Source organism: Prauserella shujinwangii (genome assembly GCF_003001955.1).
In the GTDB taxonomy this organism is placed as follows: Bacteria; Actinomycetota; Actinomycetes; order Mycobacteriales; family Pseudonocardiaceae; genus Qaidamihabitans; species Qaidamihabitans shujinwangii.
Genome location: NZ_PVNH01000002.1, coordinates 467,770 through 488,942 on the forward strand (window position 1 = coordinate 467,770; position 21,173 = coordinate 488,942).

Genomic DNA, 21,173 nt, shown 5'->3' on the forward strand with positions numbered 1-21,173 from the left:
AGCGGCCTCAGCAGTGAAGGCCACCTTCAGTGCGTTGAACGCAGTGAAGGTGGCCTTCACTGCCCCTCGGAGCTGGTGATGCGGGACCTGGTGGACACGCTGGTCCGGGAGCGGCTGTTCGGGTTCGCCGACGGGGTGCGGGCCGGGGAAGGCTACCGGGTCGGCCAGGTCGCCTTCCGGGTCCGCGAGGGCGACGGGCTGCAGCCGGTCCGGTACGCGGGCGGTCCCGTGTGGTACGGCGACCGGGAGGTCGCACCGGACGAGCTGCTCCGGCTCGTCGCCGCGGGCGAACCGCACGTGGAGCGGGTCGCCGCCGATGTCCGCACGGCCGTCGAGCACGCCAAGGTCGTGCTGGATGCCCGGCACGGCCTCACGCCGGTCGGGCTGCTCGCGGGTGAACGGCTCGCCGCCACCCGGAACCGGCCGTTCCACCCCACCGCGCGGGCGGCCGCGGGCTGGACGCGTGCCGACCTGGCCGAGTACGGGCCGCTGCGCCGGGAACCCCTGCCGCTGCGCTGGGTCGCCGTCGACCCGGCGCACGTGCGCTTCGGTGGTGGCGCCGACTCGCGACGGCTCGCGGACGTCCTGCTCCGCGGCGAACGTCCCGCCGCCCCGGATGGCCGCGTGCTGATCCCGGTGCACCCGTGGCAGTTCGAGCACGTGCTGCCCGGTGAGTTCGCCGCGGAGCTGGACGCGGGGATCGTCACACCGCTTCCCGAGGCGGCGGGCTCGTGCACGCCGACCGCGTCGCTGCGCACGCTCGCCACCCCGGATCCGGCCAGGCACGTGAAGCTTCCGCTCGGCATCGCCACGCTCGGCTCCGCGCGTCTGCTGCCGCCCCGCTACCTCGGCAACGGCGAGCGCGCCGAACACCTGCTGCGCGGCCTGCTCGACCGCGACCGGCCGCTGCGCGAGCTGGTCGCCATCTGCGACGAGCGCTCATGGTGCGCCATCGACGGCGACGAGTTCGCCGACCGGCCAGGGCAGCTGGCCGCGCAGCTGCGCGGCTACCCCCGCACCCCGCCGGGCACCGTGACCGTCCCGATGGCGGCGCTGGCCGCGCACGAGTGGGACAGCCTCGGGGTACTGGCGCCACGCGGGCCGCTGGCGTTCTTCCACGACCTCGCCCTCGGCTTCACGGCCATGGCCCTGGGCTTCCTGCGGCACGGGGTGCTGCCCGAGCTGCACGGCCAGAACGTGCTGGTGACCCTGCGCGACGGCGCGCCCGTCCGGTTCGTGCTGCGGGACCACGACACCGTGCGCCTCTGTCCACGGTGGATGGCTTCGGCCGGCGTGCCCGACCCCGGCTACCGGGTCCGGCCGGGCGCACCGCAGTCGCTGTCCCTCGACTCCGGCACCGAGCTGGTCGGCTACCTGCAGACGCTCGGCCTCCAGGTGAACCTGCACGGTGTCGCCGACGCGCTGGCCCGCCACCATGGCCTCGCCGAGCGGGTGTTCTGGCAGCGGCTGCGCGAGGCCCTGCGGACGAACCTCGGCCGGATCCCGCTACCGCCGGACGTGGAACGGCTGCTGCTGCGGGAACCGGAGTGGCCTGGTCGCGACGTGCTCGGCCCGCTGCTGCGGCAGGGCCCTTCGGCGGGGGTCAGCATGCCCGCGGCCACCGGCCGGGTGCCCAACCCGCTGCGCGCGGTATGACCGGCGCGCTGCGCACCGCCCGGCGCGCCGCCAGGCAGCGGCTGCTCAACGCCTACCTGCGGGAGACCGGCGTCCACGACGTGCCGGAGGGCCGCTGGCGGCTCACCCTGCCGTGCACGGGCCGTGCGCTCACCGTCGAGGTGCGGCACCGTTGCGCGTTCGGCCATCACGAGTACGCGGAGGACACCGAGCCGGGCCACACCGGGTTCGTCACCGCCCTGCTCGCCGAGGTCGAGGCGCTGACCGGCTTCCCAGGCGCGCAACGGCTCGCCGGCGCGGTGGCGAGCAGCATCGCGCACACCGCGCGTTACCTGGCCTGCCGCCCCGCGCGGGCGCCCGCGGACCCGCACGCCCGGACCAGGCACGCCGAGCAGTCCGTCCTGTTCGGACACCCGTTCCACCCCACCCCGAAGAGCAGCGAGGGCTTCACGCCGGACGATCTCGCCCGGTACGCCCCGGAACTGGGGGCCGAGTTCGTGCTCCACTACTTCGCGGTGGCCCCCGAGTTGCTGCTCGACGTGCGGGTGGCACCGGGCCCGTGGGTGCCGGACGATGTCGCGGCCCGCGTGCCGCCGGGCTTCCTGCCGCTGCCCGCGCACCCGTGGCAGGCGCGGCACCTGCTCGCCCGGCCCGGCGTGGCGGACCTCGTGCGTTCCGGGACGCTGCGGCCACTCGGCCCGCTCGGCGGCCCGGTGCACCCCACCTCGTCGGTCCGCACCGTGTGCGACCCGGCCTTCCCCACGTGCTGGAAGCTCCCGCTGGGCGTGCGCATCACGAACTTCGTCCGGAACAACCCGGTCGAGCAGGTGCGCCGGGCCACGGACGCCGCCCGGCTGGCGGAGCTGCTCCCCCGCCATCCCGGCTTCGGGGTCCTGCGGGAGACCGGGTTCCGCACGCTCGACCCGGACCGGGTCGGCGCCGGGCTCGCCGCGGACTTCGCCGTGCTGTACCGGGAGAACCCGTTCGCGCACAACGGGCAGGCGCCGGAAGTGCTGGCGAGCCTGCTGGAGCACCCGGACCGGCTGGGCCGACTGGTGCGGCGCGCGGGTGACGTCGCCGAGTGGCTGCGCCGGTACCTGCGCATCTCCCTCGTTCCGCTGCTGTCGGTGTTCGCCACCGACGGCTTCGCGTTCGAGGCACACGTGCAGAACTCCCTGCTGTGCACCGAGGACGGCTGGCCGGTGCGGTTCTGGGTGCGGGATCTGGAGGGCGCGGCGGTCAGCCGGAAGCGGCTGCGCCACCACGTCGTGCCGCCGGACAGCCCGGCGCTGTACGAGGAGGCCGAGGCGTGGCAACGGCTGCGCTACCACGCGGTGACCAACCACCTCGGGCACCTCGTGCACGTGCTCGGCGACCACACGGGGGCCGGTGAGCGGCGGCTGTGGGCGGTGGCGCGGGACACGCTCGCGGACTGCCCTGCCGCCGCCGGCCTGCTCGCCTACTCCGTGCTGCCCGCGAAGGCCAACCTGGTGAGCAGGTTCACCGAGCGCGGCGAGACGCCATGCTACGTCGATGTCCCCAACCCGCTGCGGGAGCGCCCATGAACCACGATCTCGTCCAGCGCGCGCTCACCTCGCCCGGCCTGTCCCGGGTACGCCACCGGGTGTTCCGCCAGCTGGTGGAGTCCCTGCTGTACGAGGGATCGCTGCGGGCCCGCGCCACCGGATCCGGAGAGTACACAGTAGACGGATCGGGCGGGGTTCGGTACACCTTCACCGCAAGCCGAAGGTACGGCTTCGACCGGGTGGCGCTCGGGCCGGAACCCGTCCTGCGCGACGGCGTCGCGGCCACGTCGGTCACGCGGTTCCTGGAGGAGGTGCGCGACCGGCTCGACGCCGAGCCCGCTCTGCTCGCCCGGTTCGCCAGGGAGCTCGAGGAGACGGTCGTCAAGGACGCGGTGGCCGAGCACGGCCGTACCCGCACGGCCGCCGACGCGGACTACGACGAGCTGGAGAGCGCGATCACCGAGGGGCACCGCTACCACCCGGCGTACAAGTCGCGGATCGGCTTCGACCTCGCCGACCACCTCGCGTTCGGCCCCGAGTTCGCCCGGCCCGTGCGGCCGCTGTGGCTCGCCGTGCGCCGGGACATCGCCGAGGTCACCGCCTCCGGCTCGATCGACGAGGCCGCGTTCCTGCGCGACCAGTGCGGCCCCGTGCCCGAGGGGTTCACCCCCGTACCGGTCCACCCGTGGCAGTGGCGCGAGCACGTCGCCCGCGCGTTCGCCGGTGAGCTGCACGACGGCAGCCTGCGGGTGCTCGGCGAGGACCGGCACACGTTCCGGGCGCAGCAGTCGGTTCGCACCCTGTCGTGCGCGGACGACCCGGCCCGGCCCTACCTCAAACTCGCACTGTCCATGGTGAACACCTCGACCAGCCGGGTGCTCGCACCGCACACCGTCCACAACGCACCGCTCATCTCCGACTGGCTGCGCGCCGTCGTGGCTGAGGATCCGGTGCTGCGCGACGAGCACCGCGTGCTCCTGCTCACCGAGGTACTCGGCACCGCGGTGGTGCCCCCTTCCGGAACGGACCTGCTGCACGAGGACACCTACGGCACCCTCGCGTGCATCTGGCGGGAGAGCCTGCCGCCCCGGCTGGGCCGGGACGAGCGCGCGATGCCGTTCACCGGGCTCACCTCGGTCCGGCCGGACGGCACGCCGCTGATCGACGACTGGCTGCGGGCGCACGGGATCGTGCCGTGGCTGCGGGCGCTCACCGAGGCGACGCTCGTGCCGCTGGTGCACCTGCTGTGCGCGCACGGGATCGCGCTGGAGGCGCACGCCCAGAACGTGGTGCTCGTGCACCGCGGCGGTATGCCGGCACGGGTGGCGTTGCGGGACTTCCACGACGGGGTGCGGTTCTCCCGGGCGCACCTCGCGGACCCGGACCGCTGCCCGCCGCTGCGGGCCACCCCGGCGCGGCACGGCAACCGGAACTCGTTCGTCGAGACCGACGACCCCGAACTGGTGACCGACTTCCTCCTCGACGCCCTGTTCTTCGTCAACGTCGGCGAGCTGGGCAACAGCCTCGCCGATCACTACGGCTTTCCCGAACGGGACTTCTGGGCGGTGGTGCGGGAGCCGATCCGGCGCCACCTGCGGCGGATTCCCGAGCCCGTGTTCGACATCGGCAAGCCGACGGTCGCCGTGGAGAAGCTGACGACACGCAGGCTGCTGCCGGACACCGAGCTGCGGCTGCACTCCGTGCCGAACCCGCTGTCCTGCCATGCGTGAACCGGTCTGCCGGTACGTCTACGACCTCGACGGCCTGGCCGCGCACGCGGCCGCGGTGGTCGCCGCGCTGCCCGGGCGGTGCCGGATGTACTACGCGATGAAGGCCAACAGCGCGGCCCCGATCCTGCGCACGCTGGCGCCGCACGTCGCCGGGTTCGAGGTCGCCTCGGGCGGCGAGCTGGCGAAGGCGAGGGCGGTCGGCGCGGACGTGTCCGTGCTGTTCGGGGGACCGGCCAAGACCGAGAGCGAGATCGCCGCCGCGTTGCGGGCGGACGTCACCCGGCTGCACGTGGAGAGCGTGCTGGAACTGCGTCGGGTCTCCGCCGTGGCGCGGCGGCTCGGCCGGACGGCGGACGTCCTGCTGCGGGTGAACCTCGCGGGCCCGTTCCCCGAGGCGACGATCGCGATGGCGGGAGCGCCCACGCAGTTCGGCATCGACGAGGAGGCCCTGCCCGAGGCGGTGCGCGCGGCCACCGAGCTGCCGGGGCTCCGCCTCGCCGGGTTCCACCTGCACTCGCTGTCGAACAACCTGTCTCCTCCGGCCCACCTGGCGATGCTGGAGCTGTACCGGGACCGGGTGCTGGCCTGGGAGGCGGAGTACGGCCTGCGCTGCGAGGTCGTCAACGTCGGCGGCGGCATCGGTGTGAACTACGCCGATCTCGGCGCGCAGTTCGACTGGACCGGGTTCACGCGCGGGCTCGCCGGGCTCCTGGCGACGTTTCCGGCGCACTGGGGCGAGATCGACTTCGAGTGCGGGCGGTTCCTCGTCGCCGCGTGCGGCTCGTACTTCACCGAGGTGCTCGACGTGAAACGCACCCGCGGCACGGCGTTCGTGCTGGTGCGCGGCGGCACCCACCATTTCAGGCTGCCCGCTTCGTGGCGGCACAGCCACCCGTTCCGGGTGCTGCCGCGGGCGGAATGGGACCTGCCCGGTCCCCGGCCGGAGCTCGCGGACGAGCCGGTCACGGTGGTCGGCGAGCTGTGCACCCCCAAGGACGTGCTCGCCCGCGACGTGGTGGTGCCCCGGGTGCGCCCTGGTGACCTGCTGGAGTTCCGCTACGCCGGTGCGTACGGCTGGGAGATCTCGCACCACGACTTCCTCAGCCACCCGCACCCGGAGCACCACTTCACCTCGTGAGTGAGAAACGTGGTGAGAACGACGTTTCTCACTCACGAGGCGTCAGAAGGCTCCGCAGTTGTCCGGGGCCGGCCTGCCGTGCAGGCGCCCCTCCAGCCACGCGAACGCCAGCGGCATCGACGCGACGTACCCACCGACGTGGGTGGGCGTCAAAAGGGTCCGGAACCGGACGGTCCCGCCGTCGGCGCACCACGCGCGGGCCATCGCGCGGCCCTGGGCGTAGGGCACGATGTCGTCGGTCGCGCTGTGCGTGACCAGCACCGGCACCCCAGGGGCGGTGGTGCCGATCCGCTGCTCCTCGACCACCGGCGCGAACGGCTCCGCATCGAGGTAGGCGGTGATCGGCCTGCCGTCCCGGGTGAGGTCCGCGGTGCGGGTGAAGGCGTGGTGGAGCAGCGCGTCCGCTGTGCACTCCCGCTCCACCTGCTCGCGCACCCGGGTCCCCTTGTCGTTGAGCACGGCCGGGATGTCCAGCTCCGGGTAGGCGTAGTTCATGCTCGCCACCGCGAACATGAGGAACCCGACGGCGTACTGCCCGTCGAGGGCGGCGGCGACGGCCGCAAGGTCGGCGGGCGGGGCACCCGCGTAGGCGCCCACCAGGTCGAGTTCGGGTGCGTAGGCGGGCTGCAGCTCCGCCGCCGCGGCCGACGCGCCGCCGCCCTGCGAGTACCCCGCGAGGGCGACCGGGCCCGCGTCGGGCAGGTCCGCCTCGGGCAGCCGCTGGGCGGCCCGCACCCCGTCGAGCAGGGCGTGGGCCTGGGCCCGGCGGTTGACGTAGGTGTGCACGCCCGGCGTTCCGAGGCCCTCGTAGTCGGTGACCACGACCCCGTAGCCGCGGGTGAGCAGCCCGGCGAGGAACGGGCCCTCGTACTCGGTGCCCATCGCCATCGCCTTCGACGGCGCGCACTGGTCGCCGAGGCCCTGCGTGCCCGGGGCGTAGCCGATGACCGGGCGCTCGCCGGGTCCGCTCCAGGGCGTGTGCGGGGTGAGCACGGTGCCGGTCACGGCGACCGGCTCGCCGTGGGTGTCGGTGCTGCGGTACATGATCCGCTGCACGCGGGCAGGTGCCGGGACGAGCCTGACCGGGTCGAGGAAGAACCGGGCGGGCTCGTGCCGGATGATGGCGCCGTCGTCGCCGGGCGGCAGCGGTGACGGCGGATCGTAGAAGTCAGCCGCACCGGCGGGTGCCGCGCCGACCGTGAGTGCGACGAGACCGAGGATCGACGTGAGCACGGCCGTGAGCCGCCGGCGCGCCAGACGCATATCCGCTCCGCATATTTCCGACATCATTGTCGGAAAAAGAATCGAGGTGAGGCGACACACATGTCAACCCTCCGATCGCGGGGTCCGGGACGGCCCCGCAGGCTGCCCGTGGCCGAGCAGCGGGCGCTCGTGCTGCGCGCCGCGCGTGCGCTGTTCGCCGAGCAGGGCGTCCAGGGCGCCACGATCGAGCACGTCGCCCGCCGGGCCGGGCTCACCCGGCAGTCCGTCTACGAGCAGTTCGGCGACAAGGCCGCACTGTTCCGCGAGGCGGTCGCCGACGTCGAGGAGCAGGCGTACCGCACGATCGCGGCCCGCGCGTCCGGCGACGCCGACCTCGACCTGAGGTCCTGGGCACACCGCAACTACGCGACGATGTTCGACTTCGTCGCCGCGCACCCGGACGCGCTGCCCGTGCTCCAGGAGGCCGAACGGACGGGCATCCCCGCGCTCACCCGGCTGCGCTCGCGGCTGGCCGAGGTCTACACGGCGGCCAGCCGCGAGCGGTGGGCCGCACACGGCGTCGAACCGGGGCGCGCCGACACCGCGCTGGTGACCCTGTACTTCGCCATGACCGAGGCGCTGGTCGACCTGCACCGGACCGGCGATCCGGCCGACCGGGACGCGCTCATCGACCTGCTCACCGAGTTCACCGTCGGCGGGGTCCTCCGGCTGTACAACCAGGCCCCGGACGTCCTCGCCCGGCTGCGCTGATTCCGGCTCAGTCCCCGGCCTGCGGGGCGGGCGTGCCCGCCACGGTCTCGGCCAGGGCCACCAGCGCGGGCCACACGCCGGGCACCAGCACCACCCCGAGGACGGTGAAGACGGGGAAGACGAGCCCGTTCTCGACCCCCTTGCCGGTGCGGAACCGCAGCCACGAGGGCGGGCGCAGCTCGTACCACGTCTCGCCCGCGATCGGCAGCGGGAACAGGAACGGGCAGCCGGACTCGGTGAGCGCGTCGCCGAGGCAGTGCGTCACGCAGCCCGCCGCGACCGCGATGCCGAGCAGCCCCGAGACGGCGTCGAGTTCCGCCAGCGCACCGGGACTGTTCTGGTAGACCCACCACACCACCGCGGCGCCGCCGAGGGGCAGCAGCCAGTCGCCGAGCGCGTCCTCCGCGAGCAGCAGGCCGAACAGCACGACCGCGGCGACCGCCCACGGACCACCGGCCGCGGTCCCGGCGGCGGTGGCCCCGCCGAGCGCGGCCGCGAACAGCACGGTATGGGACAGGTGCCGGTGGGTGCCCGAGTGCCGCTCGTCCCGCGGCCCCTTCGTCACGGCGTACAAGCCGGACGACGCCTTCCGCAGCAGCCACGACAGCGCTCCCGTGACCGGCCCGAGCAGCTTCGACGCCCGGGCGCCCGGATGGTCCAGATCCGGCAGCAGCGCGAAACCCGCGGTGGTCGCCGCGAACACGACCGCCTGGGAGAGCGAGGCGATGCCGACCGCGGGGGCGAGCGCCAGCCCGGCGCACCAGCCGGTGAGCGCGTGCGTGCGACCCATCATGCGCCGCAGTCTCCCCGACCCACGCTCAAGATCATCAACGACGCGCCGGGGGCTCCCCAATGTGGCATTGGGTGCGCCCAGTGCACCCAATGTGGCATTGGGTGCGTTCAGTGCACCGGACGCCGCATTGGGTGCGTGGAGGAGGCACAGCGCCGCCCAGCGCCTCCGGCCGGGCGGCGGGAGACGGGCGGGCGCACCGAACGCCACATCGGGCGCGCCCGGGCGCCGAATGTGGCATTGGGTGCGTGGCGAAGGCACAGCGCCCGCCGGGCCCCTACGAAAGTAGGGAATTTCCTGGGGTTTCACCCGAAAGTGAAACATCTGTGAAGTCTCTTGAGATGCTCCCTGCACCCAACCGGGAGGTCGAAAGTAGTGACAGAGCAACGAACACGATGGCTGAGACGAGCGGGTGCGGCGGCACTCGCCGGAACGGTCGGAGTACTCGGGTTCGCCGCGCCCCACGCGGCGGCCCAGGAGGAACCGCCACCGCAACCCGGTGACGAGCGCCAGCTCGACCAGGAGGACCGGGCCCGCCTCACCCAGGCGGAGAACCAGGGCAAGCGCGAGGTCACCCTGCTCGTCGCGGCGCAGCGAGGGCGCGCCGCGGCCGCGGCCGGCGAGCTCCGGTCGATTGGCGGTGAGGTGCAGTCCACGGACAAGAAGCTGGACTACCTCAAGGTCACCGTGCCGATCGACCAGGCCGAGCGGGCGCCGAAGCTCCGCTCGGTGGACGCCGTGGACATCGACGGCCTGGTGAAGCGGGACGAACCGGCACCGGTCGGCGCGATCGACCCGCTGCCGCAGCCCGCCCCCGGCGCGGACACCCCGCGCGTCAACCCGTACCTGCCCACGGGCGACACGAAGGCGGCGCAGTTCGGCGGCGTGTTCCCGTTCTGGGACGGCCGGGGGACCACCATCGCCATCCTCGACACCGGCGTCGACCTCGATCACCCCGCGCTGGCGAAGACCAGCACCGGTGAGCGCAAGATCGTCGACTGGTACACCGCGAACGCCCCGAACTCGGGCGACGGCACGTGGGTCCCGATGTCCGGCGAGACCTACTCCGGCACGTTCACCGCGGCGGGCCGCGAGTGGACCGCCCCCGGCGAGGGCGAGTTCGTCTTCGGCATGTTCGCCGAGACCGCGGGCGACCTCGGCTCGGCCGCCAGCGAGACCGGCGGCGACGTCAACCGGGACGGCGACCGCACCGACACGTGGGGCGTCCTCCAGGACACCGCGTCCAAGCAGGTGCGCGTCGACCTGAACGGCAACGGTGACTTCACCGACGAGCAGGCCATGATCGACTACCGGGTGAACCAGGACGTCGGCCACTTCGGCACGGACGACCCGGACACCGCGATCGCCGAGCGGATGGCGTTCGTCGTGCAGACCGACCGCGAGGGCTTCGTCAACCTCGGCCTCGCCGGCGGCGCGCACGGGTCGCACGTGGCGGGCATCGCCGCGGGCAACGACCTGTTCGGCGGCCGGATGGACGGCGCGGCACCCGGGGCGAAGCTGATGTCGGTGAAGGCGTGCCTTTCCACGCCGTCCTGCACGGCCAGCGGCCTCATCGACGGCGTGGTGTACGCGGCCACGCACGGCGCGGACGTCGTCAACATCTCGATCGGCGGCCTGCCCGCGCTCAACGACGGCAACAACGCCAGGGCCGAGCTGTACAACCGGATCATCGACACCTACAACGTGCAGCTGTTCATCTCCGCCGGCAACAGCGGCGCGGGCGCCAACTCCGTCGGCGACCCCTCGGTGGCGACCGACTCGGTCAGCGTCGGCTCCTACATCACCGACGACACCTGGCTGTCGAACTACGGATCGGAGTCGCCGGTCGCCGAGTCCCTGCACCCGTTCTCGTCGCGGGGCCCGCGCGAGGACGGCGGCTTCAAGCCGACGCTCGTCGCCCCCGGTGCCGCGATCTCCACGATCCCGCCGTGGCAGGCGGGCGGCCCGGTGCCCGGCACGTACGAGCTGCCGCCGGGCTACGCCATGTTCAACGGCACGTCGATGGCCGCACCGCAGGCCACCGGCGCGGCGGCGCTGCTGGTGAGCGCGTTCAAGGCCACCCACCGCGGCGAACGGCCCAAGGTGACCGCGCTGCGCAACGCGCTGGCCTCCACGGCGCGCTTCGTGGACGGCATCGAGGCCAACGCGCAGGGCGCCGGCCTGATCAACACGTTCACCGCGTTGCTGGCGTTGCAGGTCAACCGCGGCGAGCGGGCGGCCGTGACGACATCGGTACCGGTGCACACGGTGCTGTCCGACCAGCTGGAGCCGCCGAACACGGGCGTCGGCATCCACGACCGGGAGGGCGTCACGGTCGGCAAGGCGTACACCCGCACCTACACGCTCACGCGGACCAGCGGCTCCGACCGTCCGGTGACCTACCTGGCGCGCTGGGTGGGCAACGACGGCACGTTCTCCAGCGCCAGGTCCGTGCGGCTGCCACTGAACCAGCCGGTGACCTTCGACGTGCGGGTGCACCCGAAGGCGGCGGGCACGCACTCGGCGCTGCTGCGTCTCGACGACCCGCGCACGGTCGGCGTGGACGTGCAGACGATGAACTCGGTGTTCGCCCCGATGGAGTTCGGTTCGGACAACAAGTTCCGCGTGCGGGCCTCCGGCGAGATCGGCCGCAACCAGGCGACCAGCGTGTTCGTCCGCGTTCCCGAGGACGCCAGCTCGCTGAAGGTCGAGATGGCGGCGGGCGGCCCGCCGGGCGAGGGCCAGGTGCGGTTCCTCCGGTACGACCCGACCGGCGTGCCGATCGACTCGAACTCGTCGCTGAACTGCTTCAACCCGGACGCGGGCGGCGGCTGCGCCGGTGGCACCCCGACGAGCAGGGTGGTCACCGACCCGATGCCCGGCGTGTGGGAGATCGTGATCGAGGCACGCCGGACCTCGGACGTGCCGGTGGCGCCGTGGTCGATCACGGCGTCGGTGCAGGGCACGACGGTCAGCCCGGACCCGGACGTGATCGCCGAGGCCCCGCTCGGCGAGCCGGTGGACCGTGAGTACACGGTCACCAACGAGCTCGGCGAGTTCACCGGCAGGCTCACCGGCGGCCCGCTCGACAGCGCGCGCATCGAGCGGCCGACCATCGCCGACGGCGGGACCACGGAGTTCACCGTCCCGGTGCCCGCGGGCTCGACCGCGCTGACGGCGACGATCGGCAACACCTCCGACGTCGGCGCGGACCTCGACCTGCTCGTCTACGACTGCACGAGCGGGTCGTGCGCGCTGGCGGACTACGACGCGGACGGCGACTCCGAGGAGTCGGTGACCGTGCCGGACCCGGCGGCGGGCGAGTGGCGGATCGTGATCGACGGCTACGCGGTGCCCTCGGGCAGCACGGAGTTCGACTACCTGGACCTGTTCGCCGCGCCCGGCCTCGGCACGATCGCGGTGGACGACGCCGACCAGGTACGCCCGGAGGGCGCGACCTGGACGGTGCCGGGCACCGTCACGGCGCAGGCCCAGCCGGGTGACGGTCGCGTGCTGCGCGGGCTCGTCACCGTGCGCACGGCGGAGAACCAGCGGATCGGCAGCGGCACGGTGATCGTCGAGTCGGTCACCGGCTGATCCGGTCCACGGAATGTCATGAGTGACCCGTTACTGGCATTTTCGCCAGTAACGGGTCACTCGTGATCAGGATCCCCGCGCTCAGGGCGCGGGGTCGTCGCGTTCGACGTCCTCCAGCACCTGCACGGCCGACACGCCGGGCAGGTCGGGGATGCGGTCGACCGCGGCGACGGGCACGTCCGCGCGGACGTGCCCGGTCCGCCGATCGGCCGAGCCGATCCGCCCGCCGAGTGCCCTGAGCTCGCCGATCACCTCCGGTCCGGCGAGCACCAGCACGGGCACGGTGGGCCTTCCCGAGCGGCGGGCCTCGGCCAGCAGCCGCCGGCTGTGCGCGTCCATGCGTACATGATCCCCCGGATTGGGGTAGACCGGTGCCATGGCCACGTCGAAGCTCGCCGAGTACCGCCGCAAGCGGCACGCGGATCGCACCCCGGAGCCGGTGCCCGAGGGTGACGCCACCCCGCGTGGCGACGACGACACCTTCGTCATCCAGGAACACCACGCACGGCGGCTGCACTGGGACGTCCGGCTGGAACGCGGTGGGGTGCTCGTGTCCTGGGCGGTGCCGAAGGGCCTGCCACCCGAGCCCGGCACGCTGCGGCTCGCCGTGCACACCGAGGACCACCCGCTGGAGTACGCCACCTTCGAGGGCGAGATCCCCGAGGGCGAGTACGGCGCGGGCCGCATGACGATCTGGGACCGCGGCCGGTACGACACGCTGAAGTGGACCGACCGGGAGGTCGCGATCGTCCTGCACGGCGAGCGGGTGCGGGGCAAGTACGTGTTCTTCCGCGCCGGTGAGGACTGGCAGGTGATCCGCTCGGACCCGCCGCAGGACGAGAACTGGGTCTCCCTGCCCGAGGTGCTCGAACCCATGCTCGCCACGGCCGGGACACTGCCGCCGGTCGCCGAGGACGACGAGTGGGCGTACGAGTTCAAGTGGGACGGGGTGCGCGCGCTGGCCAGAGTGGAGGGTGGCCGGGCGACGCTGTTCTCCCGCAAGGGAAACGACATCACGGCCACCTATCCCGAGCTGCGCGGAATCGGCGAGCAACTGGGGCTCACCCAGGCGTGGCTGGACGGGGAGATCGTGGCCCTGCGCGAGGGCAGGCCCAGCTTCAAGGCGCTGCAGACCCGGATGCACGCGGGCGAGCAGCGGGCCCGGCAGCTCGCCAGGCACCAGCCGGTCACCTACCTCGTGTTCGACCTGCTGCACCTGGACGGCAGGCCGTGCCTCTCGGTGCCCTACGCGCAGCGCCGGAGCCTGCTGGAGGGCCTGGACCTGGGCGGCCCACACTGGCAGCTGTCCCCCAGCTTCGCCGGGGAGGGGGCCGCGGTGGTCGAGGCGGCCGCCGAGCAGCGGCTCGAAGGCGTGATCGCCAAGCGCCTGGACTCACCGTACTCGCCGGGACGGCGCAGCCCCGACTGGCTCAAGATCACGGACCTGCACACGCTCGACGCGGTGATCGGCGGCTGGCGGCCCGGCGAGGGCAGGCGCGCGAACACGTTCGGCTCGCTCATGCTCGGCCTGCCCGAGGACGGCGGGCTGCGGTACATCGGGCAGGTCGGTACCGGATTCACCGAGGACATGCTGCGCACGCTGCTCGCCAAGCTGCGCAGGCTGGAGCGCAGGACATCGCCGTTCACGACGGAGGTGCCGAGGGACAGGGCACGGGGCGCCAGGTGGGTGAGCCCGAAGCTCGTCGGTGAGGTCGTGTTCAAGGACTGGACGCCCGACGGGCGGCTGCGCGCGCCCGCGTGGCGCGGGCTGCGGCCCGATCTCGATCCGGAGGAGCTGGACCGTGGCTGAGGGGCAACTCGTCGAAGTCGAGGGGCGCAGGCTCCGCGTGTCCAACCTGGACAAGGTGTTGTACCCGGAGGACGGCTTCACCAAGGGGGAGGTGATCGACTACTACGTGCGCGTGGCGCCCGTCCTCCTGCCACATGTGCGGGACCGGCCATTGACGCTCAAGCGCTACCCGAACGGCGTCGAAGGCAACTCCTTCTTCGAGAAGGACGTGTCACGGCACGCGCCCGACTGGGTGCGCACGGTGTGCATCGAGACGCCGGGGAGTTCGCGTGGCGCGGAGAAGGCGGATTTCGCGCTGGTGCAGGATCTGCCGACGTTGGTGTGGGCGGCCAACCTGGCGAGCCTGGAGCTGCACGTACCACAGTGGACGGTGGGTCCACGCGGGGGCGAGCGGGCACCCGACCTGCTGGTGTTCGACCTCGACCCCGGCTCTCCCGCGACGATCGTCGAGTGCTGCCGGGTGGCGCTACGGCTGCGCGACGTGCTGGCGGAGGACGGGTACGCCGCCTACCCGAAGACCAGCGGGTCCAAGGGACTGCAACTGTACTCGCCGGTGCGCACTCGTTCGTCCGAGCGAACGAGCGAGTACGCGAAGCGGCTCGCCGAACGGCTGGAGCGCGAACTCCCCGAGCTGGTCGTGTCGCGGATGGCGAAACGCCTGCGGCCGGGCAAGGTGCTCATCGACTGGAGCCAGAACAATCCCAAGAAGACCACCGTGGCGCCGTACTCCCTGCGGGCCCGGCCCGCGCCCACCGTATCGACGCCGGTGACCTGGGACGAGGTGGCCGCGTGCCGCCGCCCCGGAGACCTAGTCTACACCGCCGACGACGTGCTCGACCGCCTCGAGGAACACGGTGACCTGCTGGAACCCCTGCTCGCCGGGCACCGCCCCCGCCTCTGAGCCGTGTCCGCCATCCAGGAACACGTGTCCGCGCCGCACGACGCGGACATCTGTGCACAGAGCGCGGACACGCTGGGGATGCAATGTGCAGATGGCAACATCTTCGGGGCCGCGATTGAGAAGGACGGGTGAATATGGGCTTGGCCCTACTCCGCCTGCAGGGCAAGCCGCGAAGACACACACTGAGCCAATCGGCCATGGCGGTTATGCTGCGGGATATGGCGACGGTCCACTCGTCCGAAAACGCCGAAGCTCGCCTCCGCCGGATCGAAGCGGTCACCGACACCACGCTGGCCCACCTGGGTGTCGAGCAACTGTTGCGTGAACTGCTCCGCCGCATCCGCGAGATCCTCGGCGTCGACACGGCCACGGTCCTTCTGCTGGCCAAGGGCGGTCACCACCTCGTCGCCACGGCGTCCTCCGGCCTCGAGGAAGAGGTGCGGCAGGGGGTGCGCATCCCGGTGGGCGAGGGCTTCGCCGGGCAGATCGCGGCGCGACAACAACCGCTGGTGATCGACCGTGTCGGCCCGGACACGGTGCGGAACCCACTGCTGTGGCGCAAGGGGATCTGCTCACTCGCCGGAGTCCCCCTGCTGGCTGGAGGTGAACTGCTCGGCGTGCTCCACGTCGGGTCGCTGCACCCGAGGACGTTCGGCGAGCAGGACCTCCACTTGCTCGAGCTGGCGGGCGAGCGCGTCGCACTCGCCACACGCACCCGGCAGTCGCGCGCCGAGCGCACGGCCGCCGAGGCGCTCCAGCGAGACCTGCTGCCGTCCCGGCTGCCCCACGTCACGGGCATGGAACTGGCCTCGCGCTACGTGCCCGCCGAGGAGGCGGGGGTCAGCGGCGACTGGTACGACGTCTTCACGCTGCCGTCGGGCTGGCTGTGTGTCGCGATCGGCGACGTCGTCGGCCGCGGCCTCGGTGCCGCGACGGTGATGAGCCGCATGCGCACGGCGACCCGGGCGTACGCGCTCGATTCGAACGACCCGGGTGAGGTGCTGAGCAAACTCGACCGGCACATCCGGCATTTCGAGCCGGACAGCATGGCCACCATCGCCTACGGCATGTGGGAACCGGCGCTCGACCGCATGCACCTCTCGCTCGCCGGGCACCTCGCTCCGGTCGTCGCCACGCCCGACGCGGAGCCGGCGATCGCCGACACGCCGGTGGATCCGCCCATCGGCGCCAGCTCGGCCCCCGTGCCGCGCAAGACCAGCACGATCGAGGTGCCGCCGGACTCGGTGGTGCTCTTCTACACCGACGGCCTCGTCGAACGCAGGCACCGCCCGATCGAGGTCGGCCTCGAACTACTGCGGGAAACCGTGCGGACGGAGTCCCCCGAGGCCGTGTGCGCCGCCGTGATGGCCTCGCTCATCGACGCGGGCGCGACGGGAGACGACATCGCGGTGCTCGCGATGCGCAGACAGCACCCGGACGAGCTTCGCAGCATGCACCTGGAGTTCCCGGCCGAGCCCGAGTCGCTCGCCGAGATCCGGGCGGCCCTCCGCCGGTGGCTGCCCGCGGTGGGGGCCTCGGATGACGACCTCGCCGATCTACTGGTAACAGTTGGCGAAGCCAGCGCGAACGCGATCGAGCACGCTTACGGGCCACTCGGCGGTACCGTCGAGATACGGCTCGAGGCCGATGAACGGGAGGTGCACGCCACGATCACCGACAGGGGAAACTGGCGACACCCGCGAGGCCAGCATCGGGGCCGGGGTACCCGTCTCATGCGACACCTGAGTGACGACGTACGAATCGATCACGGCGCGGAGGGAACGAGCGTACGCATCCGCAGGCGCCTCACAGGCGATGAAGTCCCATGACGACGGCGAACGTAGAGGTAGCGGCACACGACGGCGAGATCGACATCGTCGTCAGCGGTGAGATCGACCTGTCCAACGCGGAGTCCGTGCAGGACGACATCTTCGCGGCGATCACCAACCATCTCGTGGCGGTGCACATCGATCTCTCCAAACTGACCTACATCGACAGCGCGGGCCTGCGCATCCTGTTCGCGCTCGCCGACCGGCTCCGCCTGCTCCAGACACGGTGCAGGCTGAGCGCCCCCGCGGGTTCCCCGATCCAGCGGGTCATCGAGCTGTCCGGCCTGGCCTCACTGGTGGACGTCCATCTCTCGTGACGTCTCGCGGACCCGGTGAGTCTTCTGTAGACGATGGAGCTGGTGCGATGCGGGAGCTGACGATGCGGTCGGGAAACCGGATTCCGGTGCTGGGCCAGGGCACGTGGGGCATGGGCGAGCGACGGGCCGAGCGGGACACCGAGATCGCCGCCCTCCGGCACGGGCTCGACCTCGGGCTCGGGCTGATCGACACGGCCGAGATGTACGGCGACGGAGGTGCCGAGGAAGTGATCGGCGCCGCGATCGAGGGTCGCCGCGACGAGGTCTTCCTGGTCAGCAAGGTCTTTCCGCACAACGCGGGCGAACGGGACGCGATCGCGGCGTGCGAGCGCAGCCTGTCCCGGCTGGGCACCGACCGGATCGACCTGTACCTGCTGCACTGGCGCGGGAACGTCCCGTTCGCCGAGACACTGGAGGCCTTCACGCGGTTGCGGGCCGAGGGCAAGATCCGCGACTTCGGCGTCAGCAACCTCGACGCGGGCGACCTGGCCGAGTTCTGGGCACAGGACGGCGGCGACGAGATCGGCACCGACCAGGTGCTGTACAACCTGTCGCGGCGCGGCCCGGAGTTCGACCTGCTGCCGTGGTGCCGGGAGCACGGCGTCCCCGTCATGGCGTACTCCCCGATCGAGCAGGGCAGGCTGCTGGGCAGCGCGGTGCTCAGCCGGGTCGCCGGGCGGCACGGTGTGACCCCGGCGCAGCTCGCGGTGGCGTGGGTGCTGCACCAGCCGGGCGTGTGCGCCATCCCGAAGGCCGCGAACCCGGCGCACGTGGCGGAGAACGCCGCGGCCCTCGACCTCGAGCTGACGCCGGACGACCTCGCCGAGCTCGACGCCGAGTTCCCCCCACCATCAGCGCCCGTCCCCCTGGAGATCCTCTGAGCAGTCGCCCCCACTTGTGCGCCATGTGAACTGGGGCGATGAGTTTCGCTGGGGGCGGCGGTCTGTACTGGCGGAGGCTCCCGTGACCGCACGCGATGACATAGGGTCGGACCACGGGGAGGACTGGGAGGCGCCGCATGACACAGGCAGGGACACCGGGACTGGCGGAGAGCCCGGGCGACGAGGACTTCCTGCGCCAGGCCGATCCGTACCGGCGGGAGCTGCTGGCGCACTGCTACCGCATGCTCGGCTCACCGCACGAGGCCGAGGACCTGGTGCAGGAGACGTACCTGCGGGCGTGGCGTGCCTACGACAGGTTCGAGGGCCGCTCTTCGCTGCGGACGTGGCTGCACCGCATCGCCACCACGGCCTGCCTGACGGCGCTGGAGAGCCGCAACCGGCGGCCGATGCCCACCGGGCTCGGCGGCCCCATGTCCGACCCCTCCGACGAGCTGACCCACCAGGCCGAGGTCCCGTGGCTGCAGCCGCTGCCCGGTACCGCGCCGGAGACCGCCGACGACGACCCGGCTTCCGTCGTCACCACGAAGGAAAGCGTGCGGCTGGCGTTCGTGGCCGCCCTGCAGCACCTGCCGCCCCGCCAGCGGGCCGTGCTGATCCTGCGCGACGTGCTCAGGTGGAAGGCGGCCGAGGTCGCCGAGGCGGTGGGCATCTCGACCGCCGCCGTCAACAGCACCCTGCAGCGCGCGCGGGCGCAGCTGGAGCGGGTGGCGCCCCGGCAGGAGGACGTCGGCGAACCGACCGGGGCCGAGCAGCGAGAGCTGCTCGAACGCTACGTCGACGCGTTCGAGCGCAAGGACGTCGACGCGCTCGTGCGACTGTTCACCGACGAGGTCGTGTGGGAGATGCCGCCGTACGCCGAGTGGTACCAGGGCACGCGGGACGTGGCGTGGCACCTGGCCAACCGCTGCCCCGCGCGGCCGGGCGGGGTCCGCATGGTGCCCGTGTCGGCCAACGGCCAGCACGGGTTCGCGATGTACCTGCGCGATCCGGCCGACGGCCGGTACCGCGCGTTCACGGTGCAGGTGCTGACGCTCACCAGCGCGGGCATCAGCCACGTCGCCAACTTCATGGGCGACTCCGCGTTCGAGCTGTTCGGCCTGCCGTTGACGCGGGAGCCGGCAGGCTAGCCCGCCGCGTCCCGGCGGGCACGGGCACGCCGCTTGCCCTCGTGCATGGCGGCCACCCTGGCGACCGGGATCGCCCTGCCCTCCGCCAGCAGGTCACCGGGCAGCCGCTGCGGTGCGGGCATCGCCTCCGCCCACGGATCCCGCCCCGCGACCAGCCCGGCGGCCGTCCGCAGCGTGAAGTCCGCAGGGGACACGCGGTCCAGCTCCGTCCAGTCCACCGGGAACGACACCGGCGCGCCCGGCCGGATCCGCGGGCTGTAGGCGGCCACGACCGTCGCTCCCGCGGCCCTGGTCGAGTCGAGGAAGACCTTGCCGCCCCGGTCCTCGCGGAGGTAGGCGGTGGTGGCGAGCGCCGGGTCCAGCCGTTCCGCCCGCGCGGCCAGCGCGCGGGTGGCGGCGGCCGCGTCGTCGATCGGGGTGCTCTCCTCGATCGGCACGAACACGTGCACGCCCTTCGCCCCGCTGGTCTTGACCACGCCAGCCAGCCCCGCGTCGGTGAGCGCCTGCCGCACCAGCAGGGCCGCCGCGACGACGATCCGGAAGTCACCACCCTCGGGCGGGTCGAGGTCGAGGACGAGATGCGTCGGCACCGGCGGCGCGCCGACGCGCAGCAGGGCGGGGTGGTACTCGACGGCGCGCTGGTTGGCGAACCAGAGCAGCGTGCGCCGGTCCCCGCAGACGGCGTAGGACACCTCCCGCTGCGAGCTCTCCGCCCACATCCGCACGGTGGGCACCCAGTCCGGGGTGTACTTCGGGACGTTCTTCTGCATGAACGGCCGCTGCCCGCGCAGCACCCGCACGACCGAGAGCGGCCGGTCCCGCAGGCCGGGCAGGATCCGGTCCCGCACGGCGTCGAGGTAGTCCACCAGGTCCCGCTTGGTGGCCCCGGCGTCCGCGAACAGCGGCTGGTCGAGGTTGGTGAGCCGGACCCCGGCCCGCTCCTCCTCCGCGCTCACCGGTTCACCTCCAGACCGTCGCGGTCGGCCCACTCGAGCAGCGGTTCGAGGGAGAAGGCGACGTCGTCGATGCCCGCGTGCAGATCGCCGTGCGCGGCGAACCGGGCCGGCACGGTGGCGATCGTGCACTCCCTGGGGTCGACGTCGGCGAGTTCCGGCCAGGTGATCGGGGTGGACACCGTCGCCTCGGGGACGCCCCGCACCGAGTACGCGCTGGCGATGGTGTGGTCCCTGGCGTTCTGGTTGAAGTCGACGAAGCACTTGGCGGGATCGCGATCCTTGCGCCACCACACCGTGGTCGCGTCCTCCGGCGCCCTCCGCTCGACCTCCCTGGCGAACGCGAGCGCGGCCCGGCGCACGTCGGCGAAGCCCCAGTTCGGCTCGATCCGCACGTAGATGTGCAGCCCGTTGCCCCCGGAGGTCTTCGGCCAGCCGGTGACGCCGAGTTCGTCCAGCACCTCGTGCGCCACCCCGGCGACCCGGCGGACCCGGTCGAAGCCGCAGCGCGGCATCGGGTCGAGGTCGATGCGCCACTCGTCGGGGCGCTCGGTGTCGGCCCGCCGCGAGTTCCACGGGTGGAATTCCACGGTGGACATCTGCACCGCCCAGATGACGCTGGCCAGTTCGGTGACGCAGAGCTCGTCGGCGTACCGGTCGTAACGCGGGAAGTGCACGCGCACGGTCTGCAGCCACGGCGGCGCGCCGCGCGGCACCCGTTTCTGGTGCACCTTCTCACCGGCCACTCCGGACGGGAAGCGGTGCATCATGCACGGCCGTTCCCGCAGCGCCCGCACGATGCCGTCGCCGACCGACAGGTAGTAGTTGGCGAGGTCCAGCTTCGTCTCGCCCCGGGCCGGGAAGTACACCCGATCGGGGTTGGACAGGCGCACGGTCCGTTCCCCGACCTCCAGCTCGACCGCCGCATCGTTGGCCATGGGACG

The 21,173-nt window shown here is 72.6% G+C and carries 17 protein-coding genes; 12 read left to right on the forward strand and 5 right to left on the reverse strand.

Features of this window, described 5'->3' with window-relative positions; translation table 11 throughout:
• The first annotated feature begins 78 nt into the window (after positions 1-78).
• From B0I33_RS05605 to B0I33_RS05620, 4 genes are read left to right on the forward strand one after another with little or no spacing between them, the layout of a single operon-like run.
• Complete coding sequence (locus tag B0I33_RS05605; protein ID WP_106177442.1) at positions 79-1,656, forward strand: IucA/IucC family protein; 1,578 nt, start codon at positions 79-81, stop codon at positions 1,654-1,656.
• Positions 1,653-3,200, forward strand: coding sequence for an IucA/IucC family protein (locus B0I33_RS05610; protein ID WP_106177443.1), 1,548 nt, complete (start codon positions 1,653-1,655; stop codon positions 3,198-3,200). Before B0I33_RS05605 ends, B0I33_RS05610 begins: the two co-directional genes overlap by 4 nt.
• The gene (locus tag B0I33_RS05615) at positions 3,197-4,891 is read left to right on the forward strand and encodes an IucA/IucC family protein (protein WP_106177444.1); all 1,695 of its coding nucleotides are present in this window, start codon (positions 3,197-3,199) and stop codon (positions 4,889-4,891) included. The genes B0I33_RS05610 and B0I33_RS05615 overlap by 4 nt, the downstream gene beginning before the upstream one ends.
• Entirely contained in the window at positions 4,884-6,029 is a 1,146-nt protein-coding gene (locus tag B0I33_RS05620) for a type III PLP-dependent enzyme (protein WP_106177445.1), read from the forward strand. Before B0I33_RS05615 ends, B0I33_RS05620 begins: the two co-directional genes overlap by 8 nt.
• 42 nt (positions 6,030-6,071) lie before the next feature.
• Here the strand turns inward: B0I33_RS05620 and B0I33_RS05625 are convergent, their stop codons facing one another.
• A complete protein-coding gene (locus tag B0I33_RS05625; protein WP_106177446.1) occupies positions 6,072-7,292 on the reverse strand; it encodes a lipase family protein in 1,221 nt (406 codons plus the stop codon).
• Between the two features lie 129 nt (positions 7,293-7,421).
• Between B0I33_RS05625 and B0I33_RS05630 the strand changes: the two genes are divergently transcribed.
• Entirely contained in the window at positions 7,422-8,003 is a 582-nt protein-coding gene (locus B0I33_RS05630) for a TetR/AcrR family transcriptional regulator (protein ID WP_106177685.1), read from the forward strand.
• 7 nt (positions 8,004-8,010) lie between these two features.
• On the opposite strand, the gene B0I33_RS05635 is transcribed toward B0I33_RS05630, so the two are convergent.
• On the reverse strand, positions 8,011-8,796 hold the full coding sequence (locus B0I33_RS05635; RefSeq protein ID WP_106177447.1) for a metal-dependent hydrolase: 786 nt from the start codon (positions 8,794-8,796) through the stop codon (positions 8,011-8,013).
• A gap of 372 nt (positions 8,797-9,168) precedes the next feature.
• Between B0I33_RS05635 and B0I33_RS05640 the strand changes: the two genes are divergently transcribed.
• Positions 9,169-12,390: a S8 family serine peptidase gene (locus B0I33_RS05640; protein ID WP_106177448.1), complete on the forward strand. Its 3,222-nt coding sequence runs from the start codon at positions 9,169-9,171 to the stop codon at positions 12,388-12,390.
• Between the two features lie 81 nt (positions 12,391-12,471).
• Here the strand turns inward: B0I33_RS05640 and B0I33_RS05645 are convergent, their stop codons facing one another.
• Positions 12,472-12,729: a hypothetical protein gene (locus B0I33_RS05645; protein WP_106177449.1), complete on the reverse strand. Its 258-nt coding sequence runs from the start codon at positions 12,727-12,729 to the stop codon at positions 12,472-12,474.
• A 37-nt stretch (positions 12,730-12,766) separates the two neighbouring features.
• On the opposite strand from B0I33_RS05645, the gene ligD (B0I33_RS05650) reads away from it, so the two are divergent.
• The 6 genes from ligD (B0I33_RS05650) to B0I33_RS05675 all read left to right on the forward strand — a co-directional run bounded on the left by ligD (B0I33_RS05650) (position 12,767) and on the right by B0I33_RS05675 (position 19,276).
• A complete protein-coding gene (gene ligD / locus B0I33_RS05650) occupies positions 12,767-14,200 on the forward strand; it encodes a non-homologous end-joining DNA ligase (RefSeq protein WP_106177450.1) in 1,434 nt (477 codons plus the stop codon).
• The gene (gene ligD, locus B0I33_RS05655; RefSeq protein WP_106177451.1) at positions 14,193-15,101 is read left to right on the forward strand and encodes a non-homologous end-joining DNA ligase; all 909 of its coding nucleotides are present in this window, start codon (positions 14,193-14,195) and stop codon (positions 15,099-15,101) included. The genes ligD (B0I33_RS05650) and ligD (B0I33_RS05655) overlap by 8 nt, the downstream gene beginning before the upstream one ends.
• Before the next feature lie 218 nt (positions 15,102-15,319).
• Positions 15,320-16,930, forward strand: a complete 1,611-nt coding sequence (locus B0I33_RS05660; RefSeq protein ID WP_106177452.1) for an ATP-binding SpoIIE family protein phosphatase — start codon at positions 15,320-15,322, stop codon at positions 16,928-16,930.
• Complete coding sequence (locus tag B0I33_RS05665; protein WP_106177453.1) at positions 16,927-17,247, forward strand: STAS domain-containing protein; 321 nt, start codon at positions 16,927-16,929, stop codon at positions 17,245-17,247. The genes B0I33_RS05660 and B0I33_RS05665 overlap by 4 nt, the downstream gene beginning before the upstream one ends.
• A gap of 47 nt (positions 17,248-17,294) precedes the next feature.
• Complete coding sequence (locus B0I33_RS05670; RefSeq protein WP_106177454.1) at positions 17,295-18,128, forward strand: aldo/keto reductase; 834 nt, start codon at positions 17,295-17,297, stop codon at positions 18,126-18,128.
• Between the two features lie 137 nt (positions 18,129-18,265).
• Positions 18,266-19,276 carry a sigma-70 family RNA polymerase sigma factor gene (locus B0I33_RS05675; protein ID WP_106177455.1) on the forward strand — a complete coding sequence of 337 codons (1,011 nt, stop codon included), beginning with the start codon at positions 18,266-18,268 and terminating at the stop codon, positions 19,274-19,276.
• On the opposite strand, the gene ligD (B0I33_RS05680) is transcribed toward B0I33_RS05675, so the two are convergent.
• Together ligD (B0I33_RS05680) and ligD (B0I33_RS05685) are read right to left on the reverse strand one after the other, a co-directional pair.
• Entirely contained in the window at positions 19,273-20,232 is a 960-nt protein-coding gene (ligD, locus tag B0I33_RS05680) for a non-homologous end-joining DNA ligase (RefSeq protein WP_106177456.1), read from the reverse strand. The two genes, B0I33_RS05675 and ligD (B0I33_RS05680), sit on opposite strands and share 4 nt — an antisense overlap.
• Positions 20,229-21,167 (reverse strand): non-homologous end-joining DNA ligase, encoded by a 939-nt coding sequence (ligD, locus tag B0I33_RS05685; RefSeq protein ID WP_106177457.1) that lies wholly within the window; start codon positions 21,165-21,167, stop codon positions 20,229-20,231. Before ligD (B0I33_RS05685) ends, ligD (B0I33_RS05680) begins: the two co-directional genes overlap by 4 nt.
• Positions 21,168-21,173: the final 6 nt, after the last annotated feature.

Bases quoted from the DNA above. Each gene is read 5' to 3' on its own strand.
- B0I33_RS05605 (WP_106177442.1), top strand. From the start codon at position 79: ATGCGGGACCTGGTGGACACGCTGGTCCGGGAGCGGCTGTTCGGGTTC.
- B0I33_RS05610 (WP_106177443.1), top strand. From the start codon at position 1,653: ATGACCGGCGCGCTGCGCACCGCCCGGCGCGCCGCCAGGCAGCGGCTG.
- B0I33_RS05615 (WP_106177444.1), top strand. From the start codon at position 3,197: ATGAACCACGATCTCGTCCAGCGCGCGCTCACCTCGCCCGGCCTGTCC.
- B0I33_RS05620 (WP_106177445.1), top strand. From the start codon at position 4,884: ATGCGTGAACCGGTCTGCCGGTACGTCTACGACCTCGACGGCCTGGCC.
- B0I33_RS05625 (WP_106177446.1), bottom strand. From the start codon at position 7,292: ATGCGTCTGGCGCGCCGGCGGCTCACGGCCGTGCTCACGTCGATCCTC.
- B0I33_RS05635 (WP_106177447.1), bottom strand. From the start codon at position 8,796: ATGATGGGTCGCACGCACGCGCTCACCGGCTGGTGCGCCGGGCTGGCG.
- B0I33_RS05645 (WP_106177449.1), bottom strand. From the start codon at position 12,729: ATGGACGCGCACAGCCGGCGGCTGCTGGCCGAGGCCCGCCGCTCGGGA.
- ligD (WP_106177450.1), top strand. From the start codon at position 12,767: ATGGCCACGTCGAAGCTCGCCGAGTACCGCCGCAAGCGGCACGCGGAT.
- B0I33_RS05660 (WP_106177452.1), top strand. From the start codon at position 15,320: ATGGCGACGGTCCACTCGTCCGAAAACGCCGAAGCTCGCCTCCGCCGG.
- B0I33_RS05665 (WP_106177453.1), top strand. From the start codon at position 16,927: ATGACGACGGCGAACGTAGAGGTAGCGGCACACGACGGCGAGATCGAC.
- B0I33_RS05670 (WP_106177454.1), top strand. From the start codon at position 17,295: ATGCGGGAGCTGACGATGCGGTCGGGAAACCGGATTCCGGTGCTGGGC.
- B0I33_RS05675 (WP_106177455.1), top strand. From the start codon at position 18,266: ATGACACAGGCAGGGACACCGGGACTGGCGGAGAGCCCGGGCGACGAG.
- ligD (WP_106177457.1), bottom strand. From the start codon at position 21,167: ATGGCCAACGATGCGGCGGTCGAGCTGGAGGTCGGGGAACGGACCGTG.